Origin of the sequence: Nocardia sp. NPDC056611 (assembly GCF_042792755.1) — a bacterium.
Lineage (GTDB): Bacteria > Actinomycetota > Actinomycetes > Mycobacteriales > Mycobacteriaceae > Nocardia.
The window spans coordinates 726,165-741,629 of the sequence record NZ_JBHTVV010000003.1 but is presented as its reverse complement, the minus strand read 5'-3'; the positions used below and the strand labels follow the sequence as shown (position 1 = coordinate 741,629).

The 15,465-nt window shown below is 69.1% G+C and carries 15 protein-coding genes; 1 reads left to right on the top strand and 14 read right to left on the bottom strand.

Annotated features, from left to right (window positions below; all coding sequences use genetic code 11):
- Positions 1-16: 16 nt before the first annotated feature.
- The 3 genes from ACFRAQ_RS19905 to ACFRAQ_RS19895 all read right to left on the bottom strand — a co-directional run bounded on the left by ACFRAQ_RS19905 (position 17) and on the right by ACFRAQ_RS19895 (position 3,401).
- Positions 17-262, bottom strand: a complete 246-nt coding sequence (locus ACFRAQ_RS19905; protein WP_379101570.1) for a hypothetical protein — start codon at positions 260-262, stop codon at positions 17-19.
- Between the two features lie 530 nt (positions 263-792).
- Positions 793-2,763 carry a DUF5615 family PIN-like protein gene (locus ACFRAQ_RS19900; RefSeq protein ID WP_379101568.1) on the bottom strand — a complete coding sequence of 657 codons (1,971 nt, stop codon included), beginning with the start codon at positions 2,761-2,763 and terminating at the stop codon, positions 793-795.
- A gap of 122 nt (positions 2,764-2,885) precedes the next feature.
- Entirely contained in the window at positions 2,886-3,401 is a 516-nt protein-coding gene (locus ACFRAQ_RS19895; RefSeq protein ID WP_379101566.1) for a DUF6907 domain-containing protein, read from the bottom strand.
- A gap of 360 nt (positions 3,402-3,761) precedes the next feature.
- Between ACFRAQ_RS19895 and ACFRAQ_RS19890 the strand changes: the two genes are divergently transcribed.
- The gene (locus ACFRAQ_RS19890) at positions 3,762-4,889 is read left to right on the top strand and encodes a phosphotransferase family protein (protein ID WP_379101564.1); all 1,128 of its coding nucleotides are present in this window, start codon (positions 3,762-3,764) and stop codon (positions 4,887-4,889) included.
- 55 nt (positions 4,890-4,944) lie between these two features.
- On the opposite strand, the gene ACFRAQ_RS19885 is transcribed toward ACFRAQ_RS19890, so the two are convergent.
- The 11 genes from ACFRAQ_RS19885 to ACFRAQ_RS19835 all read right to left on the bottom strand — a co-directional run bounded on the left by ACFRAQ_RS19885 (position 4,945) and on the right by ACFRAQ_RS19835 (position 15,427).
- Positions 4,945-5,568 carry a VOC family protein gene (locus ACFRAQ_RS19885; protein ID WP_379101562.1) on the bottom strand — a complete coding sequence of 208 codons (624 nt, stop codon included), beginning with the start codon at positions 5,566-5,568 and terminating at the stop codon, positions 4,945-4,947.
- 108 nt (positions 5,569-5,676) lie between these two features.
- A complete protein-coding gene (locus ACFRAQ_RS19880) occupies positions 5,677-6,312 on the bottom strand; it encodes a class F sortase (protein WP_379101560.1) in 636 nt (211 codons plus the stop codon).
- A complete protein-coding gene (locus tag ACFRAQ_RS19875) occupies positions 6,312-7,286 on the bottom strand; it encodes a hypothetical protein (RefSeq protein ID WP_379101558.1) in 975 nt (324 codons plus the stop codon). Before ACFRAQ_RS19875 ends, ACFRAQ_RS19880 begins: the two co-directional genes overlap by 1 nt.
- A gap of 200 nt (positions 7,287-7,486) precedes the next feature.
- The gene (locus ACFRAQ_RS19870; protein ID WP_379101557.1) at positions 7,487-8,428 is read right to left on the bottom strand and encodes a lysophospholipid acyltransferase family protein; all 942 of its coding nucleotides are present in this window, start codon (positions 8,426-8,428) and stop codon (positions 7,487-7,489) included.
- Positions 8,429-8,434: 6 nt separating this feature from the next.
- On the bottom strand, positions 8,435-9,283 hold the full coding sequence (locus tag ACFRAQ_RS19865) for a GNAT family N-acyltransferase (protein WP_357096203.1): 849 nt from the start codon (positions 9,281-9,283) through the stop codon (positions 8,435-8,437).
- A gap of 287 nt (positions 9,284-9,570) precedes the next feature.
- Positions 9,571-10,767: an S-adenosylmethionine:tRNA ribosyltransferase-isomerase gene (locus tag ACFRAQ_RS19860; protein WP_379101556.1), complete on the bottom strand. Its 1,197-nt coding sequence runs from the start codon at positions 10,765-10,767 to the stop codon at positions 9,571-9,573.
- On the bottom strand, positions 10,764-11,453 hold the full coding sequence (locus ACFRAQ_RS19855) for an SDR family NAD(P)-dependent oxidoreductase (RefSeq protein ID WP_379101554.1): 690 nt from the start codon (positions 11,451-11,453) through the stop codon (positions 10,764-10,766). Before ACFRAQ_RS19855 ends, ACFRAQ_RS19860 begins: the two co-directional genes overlap by 4 nt.
- Before the next feature lie 129 nt (positions 11,454-11,582).
- The gene (locus ACFRAQ_RS19850; RefSeq protein WP_379101552.1) at positions 11,583-12,344 is read right to left on the bottom strand and encodes an ABC transporter permease; all 762 of its coding nucleotides are present in this window, start codon (positions 12,342-12,344) and stop codon (positions 11,583-11,585) included.
- Positions 12,341-13,363, bottom strand: a complete 1,023-nt coding sequence (locus ACFRAQ_RS19845) for an ATP-binding cassette domain-containing protein (protein ID WP_379101549.1) — start codon at positions 13,361-13,363, stop codon at positions 12,341-12,343. Before ACFRAQ_RS19845 ends, ACFRAQ_RS19850 begins: the two co-directional genes overlap by 4 nt.
- Before the next feature lie 72 nt (positions 13,364-13,435).
- Positions 13,436-14,053 carry a PadR family transcriptional regulator gene (locus ACFRAQ_RS19840; RefSeq protein WP_379101547.1) on the bottom strand — a complete coding sequence of 206 codons (618 nt, stop codon included), beginning with the start codon at positions 14,051-14,053 and terminating at the stop codon, positions 13,436-13,438.
- Positions 14,054-14,131: 78 nt separating this feature from the next.
- Complete coding sequence (locus tag ACFRAQ_RS19835; RefSeq protein ID WP_379101545.1) at positions 14,132-15,427, bottom strand: NAD(P)/FAD-dependent oxidoreductase; 1,296 nt, start codon at positions 15,425-15,427, stop codon at positions 14,132-14,134.
- Between the last annotated feature and the right edge of the window lie 38 nt (positions 15,428-15,465).

The following is a 15,465-nucleotide window of genomic DNA, read 5'->3' as shown; positions in this document are numbered from 1 at the left end:
ATACCCGCGGGCCGGTTCACCAGTCGAACAGGTCCTCGACGATCTCCTCGCCGACGGCGAAGCCCGCGCCCAGGGCCAGGCCCTCACCGACCGACTCCAGGAGGCCGCCGCCCGATCGGGACCCGGGCGCGGGCTGCTGCCGCAGTTCGAGGATGGCGGTCCGCACCTCGGTCAGCCAGTCCCGCGCGTCGCGGTCGACCCGTGCGGCCGGCTCCATCCGATGCGCCAGCGTTTCCAGCCGCGCGATCGCCGAGTTGTTCATGGTGTCCTCCTTCGTGGTGGTGTGCCGTCGCTCCGGCACACACACGACGATGGCCGCGGCCGCTGACAGCCCGCCGACCGCGCGCTGACAGCGGAAACCGCCGAGCGCTCGAGACTGTCAGCGGCCGGGCGGGCGGCTCAGCTCGATCATCGAGAAGTCCAAGGGCAGCGAGCAGACCCGATCCACGACGAGGCCGGCGGTGGCGGCCAGGCCGGAACCCCGCTTCCCGTAACACAATTCGAACCCGACCTCGGGCCCGCGGAATTCGCAGACATCGTGCTCGCGACCGTGACGATCCAGACCTCACGTTGTTCACGACACCGTCCTAACCGAAAGGAAGTGGTGACGCAGACGAATGCCGGGCCGATGTCACTGGGATAGACGAGCCGAATACGGGATTGCGTCACCTCATGCGTCGCGGGCGCGCCGCGCATTCTTTACAAAAAGGACGAGTCGCACAAAAGAAATGGCGTCGGCGCCACTGCGAACGCATCGGCGCCGGCGCCACGGGAGAACCGGCGAATTCGAACCTAGCCGCGCGACGACGGCAGACGCCACGCCTGGATCCGCTGCTCCGACAGCACCGCCAGGGCGCCACCGGACAGCAGCTGATTCAGCCGCGGCAGCGCCTGCTTCAGCACCGTCACCTGATCGTCGACCGTGGCGTCCGCTGAGTGCAGCAGCACCACGCTCGGCACCGACGCACCCGCGACGAGATCGGGAACGTAGGCCCGCTCGGCGGTCACCAGGGTGCGGCCGCTCGACTTCGCCTGCTCCAGCGCCCGCCGGTTGTCGCCACCGAACAGGCCGATATCCCGCGCGTGCGCCACGTCGTAGCCCGCGGCCTCCAGCCGTTCGGCCAGCCGGGGGCTCAGGTTCTCGTCGACCAGCAGCTTGGTGCCGACCACCACCGGCGAAAGACCCTGCAACGCTTCGCCGTACGTGATGTCGAGGACGGCGCCGTCACCCAGACCGCGGAGCATGGTGTCCAGCTCGGGGTCGGCCGTCAGCGGCGCGGTGGTCATCCTGCTGCGCCTGCCGAGCGAGGCCACGCCGACGGCTCCGGCACCTGCGGCTCCCGCGGCTGCCAGACCCGCCTTTCTGCGCAGGTTGCCGGTGCCCGCGGCGGCGTCACCGACCGCACCCGTGGCCCGGGATGCGGCGCCCCGCGCATCGACCCCGCCGCCCCGCCCATCCAATCCGCCACCCGTCATGCGCATCGTGTCGCTCTGCGCCTCCGCGGTCAAACTCTTGGCATCCCCTACGGGCTTGGTCGCGCCGACCGCCGCATCCGAGCGGCCCGATCCGTTGCCGCCGCGGAACTTCCGCCACGCCCACACCAGCAGGGCGAGCAGTCCGATGATCGCTGCCGCGATGGCCAGCAGCGCGATCAGCCACCACCAGCCCAGGTTGTGCTTGAACTTGGTGAACCAGCCCTCGGCCCGGTCGGTGCTCGGCGCCGACATCCCCGGGAGCTTGAAGGACCCGTCGGGCATCTTCACACCGCCACTGGGGAATACGATCGAGCCGTCGGGCATCTTCACGGTGCCGTCGGGCAGCTGCACCGCGCCTTCGGGCAGCGTGAATGCACCGTCCGGCATCCGGATCAGACCGTTCGCGTACCGGAGCGAACCGTCGGGCAGCCGAACCGCGCCCTCCGGCAAGGTGATCGAGCCGTCGGGGAGCTTGATGGAGCCGTCAGGCAGCACGACATTCCCATTCGACAGCTGAAAGCTACCGTCTGGCAAACGAATCGATCCGTCCGGGAGCCGCACCTTGCCGTCGGGCAGGTTCACCGAGCCCTCCGGCAGGTTCACCGTGCCGCCGGGGAGCTGACCGGCCACGCCAGGAACCGACAAATCGGCCAAACCCGCAGCCAAACCGCGTGGCACCGTGCCGAATCCGCGCTGCGGGTTCCAGGAGATCTCCGCGGCGCCATTGTCGCCGGTGAACTTCTGGGTGACGGTGCCGTCGGCGTCGACGGTCGCGGCGGCGGCCGGGAAGCCGAGCTCGGCGGCCGGTCCGCCCAGCGTGCGGTAGGCCGCGAGCATCGGACCGCGGACCACCCACGACCGCCGGGGCGTCCAGTAGATGGCCGCGCCGTCGGGCGCGGAGAAGTCGCTGAACCGTCCGGTGTCGCCGGGCGTCATCGATTCGTCGTTGGTGGGGAAGCCGAGATCACTGCCGGGCCCGCCGAGCTGCCGATAGTCGGCCAGGATGTCGCCGTAGAGGATATGCGCGCCGGTGGGCCGCGAGTAGTAGATCGCGCCGCCCGCATAATCGCGGACCGCGCCGCCCGCCACCTCGCGGACGTCACCGGACGGGTTGCCGAGCAAGGATCCGGTGCCGCCGAACTGCTCGTATTTCTGGGCGATCTCCTCGGCCCCGGGCACCTGCGCCTGCGCCGGAGTCACCAGCAGGGCCACGCCGAGGCCCGCGGAGCAGCCGAGCAGCGCCGCCCTGCGCAACCGGACCGAACTGGACAAACCTATGTTTCGCACACCGATCCCCTTTGCCGTGAGAAGGAACGATCAGGCCCATGCACGAACGCAAGCGACCACAGCTCGCAAATCACCAGCTATCGTAGGCGAATACCCGGTCGGAGAGCCGACAATCCGGGCCGTCAACCCAGCAGGTCGGCGGCTTCCATCAAATGGGCGGCGATCCGGCGCGCGGCGGCCGGGGCGAATTCCACGATCTCCTCGTGGCCGACGGTGAATTCGATAATGAGCCTGCGGTCGTGGCCGCAGTTGAAGGCGCACAGCTGGATCTCCACCGAGCGCGGCTCGCCCGACACCTCCACCACCCGCTTCGGGCCGTAGTGCACCCAGCCCTCGGGATCGTCGTGGCAGCGACACCAGGCCGGACAGCGAGCCGGGGAGTCGACGGTCCGATCACACAGCGCCGCTCCGGCACACAGCGCCCGCGCGATATCGGAGGCCTGCCCCTCGGTCATCTCGACCCACAGATGCGGGGCGAACACCAGGTCCACCCGCCGGTGCCGCAGCTCCTCACCGGTCGCCCGCAGCTGCACGAAACCCGCTGATGCCGACGTTGATACGTCATCGACATCGAGCATCAGGCCGAAATGCGTTCCCCCGCTGTCGAGTCCCGGCCGATCGGTCTCCTCATGCGCCATACACCAACTGGGACAAGCCAATCCTGTTGTCACTGCGCCCCGCCCCCTTCCGTCCGCCACATGACCGGCGCGCATTCATGACGGTAGACAACTCGCGCGGAAACCGCGTAGCAAATGCGAACCTGGCCACAAAACACACTCCGCGCTCGGAGCGCCGCATTGGGAAATCTGATACGTGTTACATCAAGTGACAATTTCCGAGCGGTTCGGGTAAATGGCTCGAAAACCCTGAATATCAACTTGAGTCCCACCTACCGGAGCACGCGCCGTGGCAGTTTCGCCGACAAATTAGAACGCGTTACAGTCCCCGGAGAGCATGGTTCGGCTCACTCGCTCTTCGCCCCAGGAGGAACTCCGCAGATGTCCGCCCCCGCGCCCGACCAGAGTTGGAAACTCACGGTTTCCGACCGCGACAACGACGAGCTGACCGTGCGGCTGGAACACTGGCTGGCCACCCGCGTCGACGCCGACGCCACGCCGCGGGTCACCGGCCTGGTCAAGCCCAAGGGCGGCGGGATGTCGAGCGCCACACTGCTTTTCGACGCCGAATGGAGCGTCGGCGGGGAATCCCGCGGCGGGCGGTTCGTGGCGCGGCTCGCCCCCGAGGCGGATTCGTTCCCGCTGTTCGAAACCTACGATCTGGAAACACAGTTCGCCGTCATGTCGGGTGTGGCCGACGCGGTCGACGCACCGCTGCCCGAACTGCACTGGCTGGAAACCGATCCCGGCGTGCTCGGCTCACCGTTCTTCGTCATGGGCCGCGTCGCCGGGCGGGTCTGCGAGGACAATCCGCCCTACGTCTTCACCGGCTGGCTGTTCGACGCAACGCCCGAGGAGCGGGCGGCGATCACCCGCCACACCGTCGAGGTGATCGCGCAGGTGCACGCCATCGACGAACCCGCCCGGCGCTTCCCCATGCTGGCCGGGGACGGCTCCGCGCTGCGCAGCCACTTCCAGGCCCAGCGCGACTGGTACGAGTGGGCGCTCGCCCGCGACGGTTTCGGAATCCCCGTGCTGGAGCGCGCTTTCGACTGGCTCGAGCGCAACTGGCCGACCGAATCCGGCGCGGACGTGCTCACTTGGGGTGACGCCCGGCCCGGCAACATCATGTTCGACGGCGGCGACCCGACCGCGGTGCTGGACTGGGAGATGGCCGCCATCGGCCCGCGCGAACTCGACGTGGCGTGGCCGATCTTCATGCACCGGTTCTTCCAGGACATGGCCGTCCGCTTCGACCAGCCCGGACTGCCGGACTTCCTGCGCCGCAGCGACGTCGAGCGGCTCTACACCGAGCGCACCGGCCACGCGCCGCAGGACATGGACTGGCATCTCCTGTACGCCGCACTGCGCCACGGCATCGTCATGGCCCGCATCTGGCGGCGCATGATCCACTTCGGCGAGACCACCGAACCCGAGGACCGCGACGACTTCGTCATGCACCGCCCGCTGCTGGAAGCCCTGCTCGACGGCACCTACGCCTGGGACTGAGACCACTCCCCCAAGGCTTGGCCGCGCCGTCATCGTGCCCTGACCGCGCCGCGGATCACCGAGTGACGGGCTGGGTGGCGGGTGTCCAGGCGAAACCGTCGGGGTCGGTGAAGGTTTCGGAGCCGCCGATGGTGAGCCGGTGGGAGCCGGTGCCGTCGGCGGGCACGCCCGCGTCTTTCGCGAGTGCGCGGCGCTTGTAGAGGGCCAGCTTGATCGGGCCCGAGCCGGTGTCGAATTCGACGTACACGGGACCGAAGCTCTTGGCCACGGGCAGGCCGTGGTCGATGTAGAAGCGCTTGGCGGCGCCGATATTCGCGACGCCGAGCAGCAGGACCAGGGACTCGAAACGTTTGGTCGCGGGGCCCGAGTTCTTCTTGGCGGAGGTGGCGACCTTCCAGATCGCGCCGTCGGGGGCCTGGACCACGCCGCCGTAGCCCCACATCGATTTGGCCGCGGGCTTCAGCACCGTCGCGCCCGCGGCGACGGCCGCGTCGAGGTAGGCGTCGGCGTCCGCCGGCTGGGCGACGGTCAGGGACAGGGTGTAGCCGCGGAAGCCCGTGCTGGGCTCCTGGGCGGCGCGGAACCGCAGCTCGGCGTCCAGGCCGAAGGCGGTGGCGTAGAAGTGGGCGGCCGCCTCGGGATCGGCGACATCGAGAGTGATGAATTCGATGGAGGTCATGTCCACGACGCTACGGTCGCGGGCCTGACCAGTGCTTCTCGATTCCTGATCAGTCCGCGACCGCGCGGTGGGCTCCGTCACTCTCGGCTAGGTCACCGTCACTCTCGGCTAGGTCACCGAGTCCAGCGAGGAGAAGACGACCACGTTCGACAGGTAGCTCTTGGCGTTCTTGTCGAAGTCGCCGCCGCAGGTGACGACCTGCAGGGTCGCGCCGCCACGAGGGCCGAACACGGTCTGGTCGGGGAATTCCGACTTCAGGTACATCCGCACATCGGTGACCTTGAAGTGCGCGACCTTGCCGTCGGCGCGGGTCACGTCGATCATGTCGTCCTTCTTGACCTTCTTCAGGGCGAAGAACACACCCGGGCCCTTGTAGGAGTCGACATGGCCGAGGATGACCGACGAGCCCTGCTCACCGGGGGCAGGACCCTGCTGGTACCAGGCGGCCTGCTGATAGTCGGCGGGCACCTGGACCGAGCCATCGGCATTGAGGCCCACCGAGATCAGCGATCCGGCGGCATTGATCGAGGGAATCGCGAACGACACCGGGGTGGACCGGGTGATCGACGCGGCCGTCTTCACCGCGACCGTGGTCGGCACCCGCGAGGTCGACGGCGCGTCCGAACCGCCGGAGGAACCGCAGCCCGAGACCAGGGCCGCGGTGACCGCCAGCACCGCGGCCACGGCGGCCAACGGTCTGCGGCGGACCGGCGTCGTGCTCATCATGTTTCGGCGTCCGGTCATCATCGGACGCCCGCCATGCCACCGGCACCGGTCTCCGGCGCGCCCTTCGGAATCTTGTAGCCGCCGGCCGGGACCGCGTCGGTCGCCGCGATGCCGCCGGGGATGCCGGTGCTCGCGCCGATCGGAATCGTCATGCCGTTCACCACATCCGCGCCCGCGGCCGCGCCGCCGGACACGGTCAGGTCGACGCCGCCCAGGCCGCCGCCCTGCGCCTCGCCACCGATATTGGTGTTGCCGCCGACCTGCACGCCGCCGTTGGCATTGCCACCGGTCTGGACACCGCCGCCGATCTGCACGCCGCCGTTGGCATTGCCACCGGTCTGCACTCCCCCGCCGATCTGCACGCCACCATTGGCATTACCACCGGTCTGCACTCCCCCGCCGATGTCCAGGCCGCCGTTGGCATTGCCACCGGTCTGCACGCCGCCACCGATGTCCAGGCCGCCGTTGGCATTCCCGCCGGTCTGCACACCGCCACCGATATCGATACCGCCACCGGCGTTTCCGCCGGTCTGGACGCCACCGCCGACATCCACGCCGCCGCCCGCGTTTCCGCCGGCTTGCGTATTGCCGCCGACCTGCACGCCACCATTGGCATTGCCACCGGCCTGCGTATTACCGCCGACCTGCACGCCACCATTGGCATTGCCACCGGCCTGCGTATTGCCACCGACCTGCACGCCACCATTGGCATTCCCGCCGGCCTGCGTATTACCGCCCGCCTGGACGCCACCATTGGCATTGCCACCGGCCTGCGTATTACCGCCGGCCTGCACACCGCCACCGGCGTTTCCGCCTACGTGGGCGCCGGTGTTCACGTCGACGCCGAGCCCGCCCGGGCCGACGTTGACATCGACGCCGAGGCCGAGGCCCGGGGCGGGCGCGGTCGTGGTGGGGTCAGCGGTGGCTGACGGCGCGCAGAGAGCTACGGCCGCGGCGATGACCACGGCAGCCGGGAATGTCCTTGCCGACATTGATGTATTCGCTTCCAGACGTCGTTATTCGATTGCCTTGCCGTCGAATAACGCGGGCCGGGCGTTACCGACTGGTCGGCCTGGAAGCTGAGAACTAGCGACAATTAGGGGGTCCGGAGACCGGACGACGGCGCAACCCCCTAACGGACATTCAGCGCAAACCGGTGAAATCCCCTAATACCCTGTGAAATTGATCCGAATCACACCCGGTCGACCGCGGCCTGCCGCGTCGCGCCGGTACCGATAGCTGCGAGGTGCTCCGAACCGTGGATCACATCGGTGAAGGCACGGGCGACGGTGTCGCCCTCCAGCTCCTGCTCACAGCGCCGCGCCAGCTCGTGCCGGTCGGTGTCCGGGACCAGCTGCGGCCGCAGGGTGATCTCGGCGACCACGCCCTTGGAGCGCAGCACCCGCCGGAACGAGTCCGCCAGCGAGTCCACGCCGACGAAGCCGGGGACCGTGGACAGTTCGCCCGCGGCGTTCACATACCGCAGCCGCAGCGGCTGCACCGGCGCCCCGGAATCGACGGCCGCCTGGAACAGCGCGGGCCGCAGCGTGCCGTGCGCGCGACCGCACCAGGTGGTGCCCTCGGGGAAGAAGCAGACGCGGTCACCGGCGGAGAGCCGGGCCGCCATGGTCTCGATGACCGACGGCAGTTGGCGCAGCCGCTCCCGATCGATCGGGATGACCCGCACCTTCTTGGCCACGTCACCGAGCGCGGGCCACTCCACCAGATCCGCGCGGGCCACGAAGCCCATGGGCTCCACAGCGGTCAGCGCGAGGATGTCGGTCCAGCCGATGTGGCGGGCCACCACCAGGACACCGCCGTCACGACGGTCCCCCGCGGCGCGTTCGTCGGCGATCCGGACCCGAATTCCGCAGCAGGCCAGCAGGGCTCGCGCATAGCGGCGCTGCAGACCGGTGCGGCGGCGGCGAGGCGTGGCGACATGCGCGATCGGGAAACTCAGCAGCACCCCCGCGATGCCGAGCACGCGGGCCGCGACCCGCAGCGTGCCCGCCTCAGCGGGAGAGTCGACACACGAAGCGCCACACGGGCTGTGGGGCATCCAGGAGTGGGCGGTGGGCTCGGCGGGCGGGCACGAGAGCGCACCGGCCTCCGGGGAGAGCAGAGCGGGCATCATGGGATATCACCGGGCATCCAGGCTGTTGGCCGCGCCCTGCAGGCGCTCCAGGTAGCGGGTGTTGATGGTCTCGAGGCCGAGCAGCGCGACGAAGTCGGCGACCGCGAACTCCGGGTCGTGGGCGGGCTCGCCGCAGATCTCCGCGCCCAGGCGTAGGTAACCGCTCAGCAGCGGCGGCAGCTTCGGACGGGCCGGGGCCGCCAGCTCGTCCAGGCCGCGGCCGTCCACCACGACCGGGTTGTACGGGCGCACATGGCGTTCCGCGTCCAGCGCGTGCTTGCGCAGCAGCAGATCGCGCACGCCGCGCACGTTCACACCGGGCTCGTCCTCGGGCGTCATCCGCATGGGGACCGAGACGCAGCCCATCACCCAGTCGTAGCCGGTGAGCTGGATGTAGTGCAGGATGCCCGCCCACATCAGGGTCAGCACCGAGCCGTTGCGGTGGTCGGGAACCACGCAGGCGCGGCCCATCTCGACGATCCGGTGACCGACGGGATCCAGTGCGGCCAAATCGAATTCGGTGGCGGTGTAGTAGCCGCCGGCGGCGGTCACCTTGTCCGGGGGCAGCATGCGGTAGCAGCCGACGAACTGATCGGTGAGCTCGTCGCGCACCAGCAGGTGGTCGCAGTGGTCGTCGAAACGGTCGGCGTCCAGGCCGGTTCCGTTGTCGGGGATGGTGAATCCCGGCTCATTGGCGAACACCTGGTAGCGCAGGCGCTGCGCGGCCTCACGATGCTCGGCATCGGAGGAGACGACCAGGGAGTACTGGGACCGTCCGGTGGTGCGGGGCGGTTCCGGGGCGGGCTTCGACGCGGCTGCCAGCAGGCTGGAATTCGACGCTGCCATGGTGGTCATAGGCTTGATCAAGCCAGTCCCAGACTGCGTCGGAGCGTCCGCCGGATTACCTGTCGATGCCAGTCCGGTGAACGCGACGCAGACCGCACCGGGAGTTCATCGAAGCGCCTCTGAACGTTCCCTACCAGGACAAACGCTCGTATCCCTGATGGGTACCGGCGGGTAGGAAACCCGTTGCCGCGGGCCCGGAATCGGGCGGCGAGCACTCGGCAACGCGGAAGATGCCAGCCTACGCCACCGTCGGTGAAGCTTGCATCCCGGGGGTCCAGTTCCGGAACGGCCGCGGGTCAGTTCCGGAAGAGGAGGGCGGCGTCGCCGAATTCGTGCCACAGATAACCGGAATCGAGCGCGGCGCGGTACGCCTCGCGGATCACCTCCCCGCCCGCCACCGCTTCCAGCAGATGCAGATGCGAGGCGCCCGGGGCATGCCACCCGGTGATCAGCCCGTCCACCACCCGCGCCGGCCGGTCGGCGCTCAGCACCAGGTCGGTCCACCCGGCCATCGGCCGGACCCGGCCGTCGACGGTGGCGGCGGATTCGAGCGCCCGTGTCACCGTGGTCCCGACCGCCACCACCCGCCCACCCGCCGTGCGCGTGGCGTCGACCAGTCGCGCGGTCATCTCCGGCACCTCGAACCGCTCCGGACTGGGCGGCTCCCCGGCCTCCGGCGACGACACGCCCGTATGCAGGGTGATCGGGGCCAGGCCGACGCCGCCCGCGATCAGACCCGTCACCAGCGCCTCCGTAAAAGGCCGACCGGCGCTGGGCATTTCGGCGCTGCCCGGGATCATCCCGAACACGGTCCGGTAGTAGGACGCCGACCAGCGCTCGGCCACATAGGAATAGGTGATCGGCCGGCCATACCGGGCGAGCACCGTCCGGACGTCGATATCGATGCCGCCGGGCACCCCCGACACCTCGGCGACCCACAGTCGATCCCCATCCGGCAGCCACGGACCACGCATCGTGGCGACCTGACCGCCCTGAAGAGCAATGCGCGCACCGGATTTCAGAGCAGCGCCGCGCCACGGGACGCCCGCCGGGTCGCGCAGCTCCACCACCCAGCCGCCGTCGTCCAGCCACGTCGAGAAGTGCAGGACCGCCGACGCACCCGCGTACTCGGCGTCCACGGCCGCGGTGATCATGGCGGAGTTGTTGAACACCACCAGATCCCCCGGCCGCAGGAAGGACGGCAGCTCCCGGAACCGCGCGTGGGTGAGCGACGGGCCGTCGGACACCAGCAGGCGCACCTCGTCGCGGGCCAGGCGACGCGCCTCGGGCGGAGCGGCGGCGGACAATGCGTCCGGCAGGACGAAATCGACGGCGGCGGATTCGAGGGCCACACCGCCACCGGACTTTCCGCGGCTGGACGGCCCCGTGGTGACGCCCCGGCGGGACCACGGCGAGCCGACCTGCTGCCTCGAAACCGCCGACGTCTCGGCGGCCGCCTGCGTTCCGCCCACCGCGTTCGCGCTGATCGTCATGGCGCGACTCGCATGTCCGTGGCGAGGTAGCGGCCGCTCGGGGGACGGGTTTCCAGGAGGTGCAGCAGGGCTGGGACCACGGTTTCCGGTTCGGGGCGGTCGGAGATGTCCTCGCCGGGGAAGGCCGCCTGGTGCATCTCGGTGCGCATGTCGCCGGGGTCGAAGCTGTAGATGCGCAGGGTGGGGTTCTCGGCGGCGAGGACATTGGTGAGTTGGTCCAGCGCCGCCTTGGACGCGCCGTAGCCGCCCCAGCCCTCGTAGCCGCCCACGGCCGCGTCGGAGCTGATATCCACCACGGTGCCGCCCGCGATGCGCAGGGCGGGCATGGTGAGTTGCAGGATCGCCAGGGGCGCGATCACATTCGTGTCGAGGACGGTCGCCAGCTCGTCGAGGGGGTACCGGTCCAGCCTCGGCAGCGGGCTGGGGCCCAGCGTGCTGGCGTTGTTGAGGACCAGGTCCAGTCGCCGCGATCCGACGGCCCGCGCGATGCGGTCCCGGACCTCGGGGTCGGCGACATCCCCCGCGATGGCGTGCGCGCCGGTCGCGGCCCGCACCCGCTCGAGCCGATCCGCGCCGCGCGCGACGATGATCAGCTCCCAATTCCGCTCGGCGAGCGCGAGCGCGACCGCCCGGCCGAAGCCCGCCGACGCCCCGGTGACCAGGGCCCTTCTCGTGTTCTCAGGCATACCGCCATCGTGAAACCTGAAGCGCTGTTCAGGTCAATGACTTTTCGCCCGCAGCGAAGAACCGGGGACACGGCGCATCGCTCCGACCCGTGCGGGCCGGAGCGATGGGCGGTGTCCTCGACGCGTCGGTCAGGCGTTCTCCCGCGCGAAACTGCGCGAGGCGACGAGGATCAGCAGCAGCGACACCGCCACCGTGACCGCGGTCCCCAGATACACCTCGTGCGCCCCGAAATCGCCGCGGAACAGCGCTCGCGCCGCGTCCACGGTGTGCGAGAACGGATTCACCTTCGCCAGGTTCTGCAACCAGGTCGGCCCCACCGTCATCGGCAGCAGGATGCCCGACAGCAGCATGACCGGCACCGACACCGAATTCAGCAGTGAGGCCAGGGTGTCCTCCGAACGCGCCCACAGGCCCAGCGCGTACGAGGCGGACGCCAGGCCCGCGCCCATGACCGCGATCAACGCCAGCGACAGCACCAGACCGAGCGGGTTCGGTCGCAGTCCGAAGGCCAGGGCGGCCACGCCGACCAGCACCAGGGCCTGCGCCACCAGCACCACCATGTCCTTGAGCACCCGGCCCAGCAGCAGCGCGCCCCGCGAGGCGGGGGTGACCCGCTGGCGTTCGACCACGCCCGCGCGCAGCTCGCCCACGATGCCGAAGCCGACGAACAACGCACCGAACAAACCGATCTGGATGACCAGGGCCGGGGTCAGGATCTTCCACGGGTCCGCGCCCGGGCCCAGCGCGGGCGCGATGCCCTTCACCAGCGGCCCGAACAGCACCAGGTAGATGATCGGCTGCATCAGGCCGATGATCACCCACACCGGATTGCGCAGGTTGGCCCGCAGCTGGGACCAGAAGATCAGCCCCGTGTCGCGCAGGAATGTCATGACCGGTCTCCTTCCCGGAGCGAACGCCCGGTGAGCGTGAGGAATACGTCGTCGAGGCTGGGGCGCTTGACTGTGAGCGAACCCGGCGTAATGCCGCGATCGCCGAGGGCGCGCAGCAGCGGAACCACCGCGGCGTCACCATGTTCCACGGTCAGGTGCACGAGACTCTTTCCGGCGTGGCCGTTCTCGTGGCCCTCGGTGCGCAGCCGGGAGCGCAGGTCGAGCACCTCCTGCGCGATGTCCATGGCCAGATCGGCACTGCCGGACTCGATTTCGAGGCTGATCACGTCACCGGAGATGCGGCGCTTGAGCTCGTCGGGCGTGCCCTCGGCGACGATGGTGCCGTGATCCATCACCAGTATGCGGTCGCACAGCGCGTCCGCCTCCTCCAGGTAGTGGGTGGTCAGCACGACCGTGGTGCCCTCGTCGCGCAGCCGCCGGATGTGATCCCACAGGTTGGCGCGGCTCTGCGGATCCAGACCCGTGGTGGGTTCGTCGAGGTAGATGAGGGTGGGCTGATGCACCAGGCCCAGGGCGATATCGACCCGCCGGCGCTGACCGCCGGAGAGCTGCCCGCACTTGCGCCGCTCCAGGCCGTCGAACTCCAGCGCCTTGGCCAGGTCGGCCGTATTGCGCTCGGCCTCGGCCTTGGAAAGACCGAAAAGCCTGGCCTGCAGGATCAATTCGTCCTCGACCAGCTCGGTCTCACCGGTCGATCCGCCCTGCGGCACGTACCCGATCCGGGAGCGCACGGTGCGCGCCTCGGCGCGCAGGTCCGCGCCCACCACGGTGGCCTCGCCCGCGGTGGGGGCGAGCAGGGTCGAGATCATGCGCAGGGTGGTGGTCTTGCCCGCGCCGTTGGGGCCGAGCAGACCGATGATCTCCCCGTAGCGCACGTCGAAGTCGATACCGGAGACCGCTTGCACGTCACCGGTTTTGGTCGCGAAGGTCCGGGCCAGCCCACGGACCCGGATCACCGGGTCGGTGGGTTCACCGCGAACGGGTGCTGTCGTATCCACACCACAACCGTAGAAACGACTTTTCAAATAGTCAAGCTTGACTATTAAAACTTGACTAGCGCCGCGGGCGGGCTACTTCACCGGCGGCGGCACCGGAGCCCCGCCCATGGATCCCGACCAGACATCCAGCTCACCGCTCTCGATCCGCCGCAACGTCCGCCGCGACCACTCCAGATCGGCCCGCACATGCGCCGCCGCCAGATTCATCGCATCCGCCACGTGATGCGGCTCCGCCTCGCGCGGATCCCCGCTGCCCGCCAGAATCCGCGCCTCCTCCCGCTCCAGGAACACCAGCCGCGCCTCGAACTGGAGGATCCGGCTGCGCAACGCGGCCATCACGTCCTCCTTCGGCGCGTGCGGAAACAGCGCCACCGTCGCGAAATACGGATGCTTGAACCCCTCCGCCACGAAGAGCGACTCCCGCATCAACTCCCCGAATTCCTTCTCCCCCTCCGCGGTCAGCCGATACGTCCGCCGCTCCGGCCGCGCACCCTCCTGCCCCACGTCCTCCACCGAGATGTACCCATCCCGCTCCAGAGTGTTCAACGCGCCGTACACCGAACCGGGCTTCACATTGGCCCAGTCGTCGGCATGCCAGGACAGCAATTCGCGGCGGACGTCGTAGCCGTGCACGGGTTGCAGCAGACGCACCACCGCCAGCACCAGCAATCGGGTTGTAGGAACAGCCATATTCGCAGGTTAACCCTCCCCACATGACAAACGAGCCGCCCGGTGGATCACCGGGCGGCTCGTTTCTCGATCCAGCGGTCAGGCGGCGACGCGCTCCCGATCGGGAGCCGGTGCCGCCGAACCCTTTTCGACCTCACCGAAGCCGGGACGGCCGCTGCCGATGAACGCCACCAGCCACGACAGCACCGCGGCGAAGCGGTTACGGAAGCCGACCAGGTAGAACAGGTGCACCGCCAGCCAGGTCACCCAGGCCACGAAACCGGTGAACTTCACCTGGTCGTTCAGCTTGGTGACAGCGTTGAAGCGGTTGATCACCGCCATCGAACCCTTGTCCCAGTACGTGAACGGGGTGGCGGCGGCCTTCTTGCCGCGGATGATGTCGGCGACGTGGCGGCCCTCCTGCATGGCCACCGGCGACTGGCCGGGGTAGCCGTTGAGGAAGGTCATGTCACCGATCGCGAAGATGTCGGCGTGACCGCCCACCGTGCAGTCCGGGTTGATGAGAAGGCGTCCGGCGCGGTCGGTTTCGCAGCCGGTCGCCTCCGCCAGCACCTGGGCGAAGCCGCCCGCCTGCACGCCCGCCGACCACACCACGGTCTCGGCGGCGATGCCGCGCTCCACACCGTCCTTGCTCTTGACGGTGACTTTGCCGTCCTCGATATCGGTCACGAACGTGTCGACCAGCACCTCGACGCCGCTCTGCTCCAGCGACCGCTTCGAATATTCCGACAGCCGGCCGCCGAAGGGCGGCAGCACCACGCCCGCACCCTCCACGAGAGTGACCGTGTCCTCCAGGTGGAAGTACCTTTTCGCGAGTTCCTTCAGCTGACCGGCAACCTCGACACCGGTCGCGCCCGCGCCCACCACCACGAAGCTGAGCAGCCGGCGGCGAGTCTCCGGGTCCGCGGTCTTGGCCTGCTCGAAGACGCGCTCGATCTGCGCGCGCAGATTGCGGGCGTCGTCGATGGTCTTGAGCGAGAACGTCTTGTCGGCGAAATCGTCACGGCCGAAATAGGACTGGCTGGCGCCGGTCGCCGCGATCAGCTTGCCGTAGCGGATCCGGCGCGGGCCCTCGGGCGTCTCATAGGTGAGGATCGCGTTCGGGGCGTCGATGGCGGTGACCTTGCCCAGGCGGGTCTCACCGTGCTTGTGCTTGCGCAGAATGTTGGCGATGGGCGGCGCGATCTCATCGGAAGCCAGCACACCCGTCGCAACCTGATAGAGGAGTGGCTGGAAGAGGTGTTCGGGGGTACCCGAGATGAGGACGTAGCGCACGCCCGACTTGTTCAGCTGTTTGGCGGCGGCGAGACCACCGAAGCCCGATCCGACGATGACGACATCGGCGGTTTCGATATCCGCCTCCACGTTGTACATGACTGCTCCCTTCTCTCATGACTAACCGTGATTCGGAA

Coding starts and splice junctions, on each gene's coding strand:
- ACFRAQ_RS19850 (WP_379101552.1), bottom strand. CDS start 12,344: ATGACATTCCTGCGCGACACGGGGCTGATCTTCTGGTCCCAGCTGCGG.
- ACFRAQ_RS19870 (WP_379101557.1), bottom strand. CDS start 8,428: ATGATGCCCGCTCTGCTCTCCCCGGAGGCCGGTGCGCTCTCGTGCCCG.
- ACFRAQ_RS19865 (WP_357096203.1), bottom strand. CDS start 9,283: ATGACCACCATGGCAGCGTCGAATTCCAGCCTGCTGGCAGCCGCGTCG.
- ACFRAQ_RS19860 (WP_379101556.1), bottom strand. CDS start 10,767: ATGACGATCAGCGCGAACGCGGTGGGCGGAACGCAGGCGGCCGCCGAG.
- ACFRAQ_RS19890 (WP_379101564.1), top strand. CDS start 3,762: ATGTCCGCCCCCGCGCCCGACCAGAGTTGGAAACTCACGGTTTCCGAC.
- ACFRAQ_RS19840 (WP_379101547.1), bottom strand. CDS start 14,053: ATGGCTGTTCCTACAACCCGATTGCTGGTGCTGGCGGTGGTGCGTCTG.
- ACFRAQ_RS19895 (WP_379101566.1), bottom strand. CDS start 3,401: ATGGCGCATGAGGAGACCGATCGGCCGGGACTCGACAGCGGGGGAACG.
- ACFRAQ_RS19885 (WP_379101562.1), bottom strand. CDS start 5,568: ATGACCTCCATCGAATTCATCACTCTCGATGTCGCCGATCCCGAGGCG.
- ACFRAQ_RS19905 (WP_379101570.1), bottom strand. CDS start 262: ATGAACAACTCGGCGATCGCGCGGCTGGAAACGCTGGCGCATCGGATG.
- ACFRAQ_RS19855 (WP_379101554.1), bottom strand. CDS start 11,453: ATGCCTGAGAACACGAGAAGGGCCCTGGTCACCGGGGCGTCGGCGGGC.
- ACFRAQ_RS19875 (WP_379101558.1), bottom strand. CDS start 7,286: ATGTCGGCAAGGACATTCCCGGCTGCCGTGGTCATCGCCGCGGCCGTA.
- ACFRAQ_RS19835 (WP_379101545.1), bottom strand. CDS start 15,427: ATGTACAACGTGGAGGCGGATATCGAAACCGCCGATGTCGTCATCGTC.
- ACFRAQ_RS19880 (WP_379101560.1), bottom strand. CDS start 6,312: ATGACCGGACGCCGAAACATGATGAGCACGACGCCGGTCCGCCGCAGA.